Below are 3,345 nucleotides of genomic sequence, written 5' to 3'. Positions count from 1 at the left end.
AAGCGTGATGACGCTCAGGCGGTGCAGGGGGTTCATGGGCAAGTCCTTGTGCGGTTCAGCGCTGGCTGACGCTCTGGCTGAGTTGGCGTCCTTGGTCGTCGTAGCGGTAGGTGGTGATGCGGTCCGGCTCGGTGACGGTGAGCGGCAGGAACAGCATTGGGTGCCAAGTAGTGGTGACGGTGCGCGCCTGAGGTGTACCGAAGGCTTCGGTGCGGGAGACTTCGAGGCCACGCTCGTTGTAGTCGAAGGTGGTGACGTGGCCCTTGTTGTCGGTGCGGGTCTTCACCAGGCCACGGTCGTCGTAGGTGAAGGTGGCGTTGCTGTTGGGGCAGTTGGCCGAGGGTTCGCCTTCGATGGCGGTAATGCGCCGCACGCCCTGGATGGTTTGGAAGCGGTAGGTGGTGCGCTTGCCGAGGGCGTTGGTGACGGTGGAGGAGCCGTCGGCGTTGTAGGCCACGGTGACCTTTTCCGCACCGCCGGCGTGCTCGCTGGAGATGGCACGGCCCTGGTCGTCGTAGGCCCAGGTGGCGTAGCGGATGCCGCGCTCGTCTGTTATGCCGGTGAGGAAGCGGGGGTTGCGGGTGTCTTCGTAATGATAAGTCTGACTGGAAACAACGGAGTCTCGGGTAGTTGTTACAGCGGTCAGCCTTCTTATGGAGTTGTATGTGTAGCTGACTGAAGTTCCGCCCATTGAAAATTGCTTGGGCTGATACTCAGCATCTTGTCGAAGAGTGGCCGTATTGCCGAAAGAATCGGTAATGGTTATGAGAGCGTCGAAGTATGTCAGAGCTCGCCATTGGCCATTTTTTTCGGTGATTCTTGAAAGCCGAAGTGCCGAGTTGAAAGCATATTTGGTGCCGTTGGGCTCTTCGAAGGTCCATCCCTCCCCTTGACGGCTGAGTATGCCGCTGGCAGCTATGCCATAGCTATTCACGCCATCCTGTAGTTGGAATTTGGTTTCGCGGCCATCGGCGCGCACAAGAATCATGGCGTCTGCAGTTTTTTCCAGTCGCGTTGAGTAACTATGCCGCCATACACCGTCAGCACTGTTATAAGTCCTCGCCAAGCTGATAAGCGAGCCACTTGCGGCGGAGGCGTCTACCACAGTCTGGACTTTATTTCCGATAGAAATGTTTATTGGATTTCCTATACGGTCACTGGGTATTGCGCAGGTTAAATCATTGGGTGGCAAGCCTTTGTTGGCGTCTAGTGAAGGATTGCTGCACTTGTCCGTGCTTGTGTCATAAAGTGCTCCGGGTGGGCAGCTGTCGCCGCCACGGTAAATATGGTTATAGAATCTGGCTTGCTCTACTCCGGCGAAGTAACCAAGCATCCGCACGTTGTAAGCTCCCTCCCATAAATAATCTACGCTTGTAATATAGTGGCCGCTATAGTAGTCCCTATCGTTTTCGGTGTAGACAGAGAGAACTGCCTGGGCTGCTGCATCTCGCGAAGGAAACTTGTCGAATCCGTAGACGGGTGCCCACCAATAGAAATATTCTGCCTTAGCGGTAGAGGCTAAAAGAAGTAAAGCAAGCATGGCGCCGGCTTTAAATGGAAAGCGAGTCTGCACTTTAGATCATCCGTGTCTGCATGGTTCTTGGGTTGACTATGGCAGCACTCAGCGCTGGGTAGTGGCTTGCCCAGTCAGTCTTCCCTGTACGTCATAACTGTAATGGGTGGTTCGGTCAGGTTCTGTGATGGTCACCGGCAGAAATAGAGTCGGGTGCCACTCCGTAATGACGGTACGGGCCTGGGCCGTGCCGAAGGCTTCGATGCGGGAGATTTCGAGGCCGCGGTCGTTGTAGTCGAAGGTGGTGACGTGGCCCTTGTTGTCGGTGCGGGTCTTCACCAGGCCACGGTCGTCGTAGGTGAAGGTGGCGTTGCTGTTGGGGCAGTTGGCCGAGGGCTCGCCTTCGATGGCGGCGATGCGGCGGATGCCCTGGATGGTTTGGAAGCGGTAGGTGGTGCGCTTGCCGAGGGCGTTGGTGACGGTGGAGGAGCCGTCGGCGTTGTAGGCCACGGTGACCTTCTCCGCACCGCCGGCGTGTTCGCTGGAGATGGCCCGGCCCTGGTCGTCGTAGGCCCAGGTGGCGTAGCGGATGCCGCGCTCGTCGGTGATGCCGGTGAGGAGGTTGGGGTTGCGGGTGTCTTCGTAGTGATATTTAGAAATTCTGTTCATACCGTTAAGTTGGGTTTTGATTTCTAGAAGACGATAATTGGAGTCGAATGCAAAAAACTGCCGAACGCCATTGCGTGTAATTGAAATTGGTTGACCATCTAGGCCTTCTTCAATTGTTATTGTGGGATGGCCTTCTTGTGAAACTGTAATTATGTTTCTGCTGTGTCTGATTTTTTGTGTTGTTTTTCCTCGTATCTCAACTAAGGTGCCTGATAGGTCATATACGAGTGTTTGATTTTTTTTGCCGGTGTATTGCCAGGTTTGGTCGATTTTTTCAAGCTTTTCAAGGTTGTCTCTAGATAGCGCTGTATTGTTTTTTATTCGGAAGAACGATGTTCCACCATCATTTTCGGATTTAGAGATGGTGTTGCTGCCTATTTTTATTTTTGATGAATAATTATGGCGCCAGATATTGTCAATGCTATTGTAATTTAGTGCTAATTCCGTGCTGTTGGGTAAGATGCTGATTGTTTGAAAGTTATTTCCCGTAGCTGGGTCGATTTCGCTAATTTGGCAGATTTTTTGAGAGGAGCCCATACTTGTTTCTGAGTTAGATATGTGCGCGCATTCACCATTACCTTGCTTTATAATGTCGGATTTTTCATTGCACGGAAGGCCTGCTTCATCGTCTATTATGGTACAGCTTCCAGTTTTTTTGTTGTAATTTCCGCTCTCGCAGTTGTCTCCGAAGCGATGTACTGCACTGAAGCCATAATAGTAGCCTGCACTAATGTACTCGCTGCAAGTTGCTCCGGGTATTGCGTAAAATATATTTGTTAAATGGTGGTGTGGGTCTGTTAAGTCTGCATATTTGCATGCAGCCGCCGCTGTAGGGAATTTTTGTTCTTTATTACTGGGCCAAAGGGTCCAGTAAAAATTTTCTGCTTGTAACTTGTCAATGCTTATGAAAAATATTATGGCTAATAGGATTGTGTTTTTTATATTTAGTGGTTGCGTTGGCTCAGTATTTTGCAGTGGGTTCATAACTGTATTTTTCGGGCTTTAATTGGTTGTTTAATTAATTGTTATTAACCCGGCAATCAAATACACCAAAGCACGCTGCATAAGCGATATGCGGATGCCGGAAATAAGAACGGACTCTCTGGGGGCGTAACTGCAATCGTCTCATGGCCGAACGAACACGTCCTTCCAGTTCCTCCTGA

The 3,345-nt window shown here is 51.3% G+C and carries 2 protein-coding genes and 1 pseudogene; all 3 read right to left on the bottom strand.

Going from position 1 to position 3,345, the window contains the following annotated elements:
* Positions 1-55 precede the first annotated feature (55 nt).
* The 3 genes and pseudogenes from A9G05_RS27540 to A9G05_RS27795 all read right to left on the bottom strand — a co-directional run bounded on the left by A9G05_RS27540 (position 56) and on the right by A9G05_RS27795 (position 2,182).
* The gene (locus A9G05_RS27540; RefSeq protein WP_139131268.1) at positions 56-691 is read right to left on the bottom strand and encodes an RHS repeat domain-containing protein; all 636 of its coding nucleotides are present in this window, start codon (positions 689-691) and stop codon (positions 56-58) included.
* 270 nt (positions 692-961) lie between these two features.
* Positions 962-1,333 (bottom strand): annotated as a pseudogene (locus A9G05_RS28590) (DUF6531 domain-containing protein); the annotation flags it as partial.
* A 288-nt stretch (positions 1,334-1,621) separates the two neighbouring features.
* Positions 1,622-2,182 carry an RHS repeat protein gene (locus A9G05_RS27795; RefSeq protein ID WP_069563696.1) on the bottom strand — a complete coding sequence of 187 codons (561 nt, stop codon included), beginning with the start codon at positions 2,180-2,182 and terminating at the stop codon, positions 1,622-1,624.
* Positions 2,183-3,345: the final 1,163 nt, after the last annotated feature.

Origin of the sequence: Pseudomonas sp. ENNP23, assembly GCF_001728945.1 — a bacterium.
Classification (GTDB): Bacteria; Pseudomonadota; Gammaproteobacteria; order Pseudomonadales; family Pseudomonadaceae; genus Metapseudomonas; species Metapseudomonas otitidis.
The sequence above is the reverse complement of the archived record's forward strand: the minus strand, read 5'-3'. Positions and strand labels throughout refer to the sequence as shown.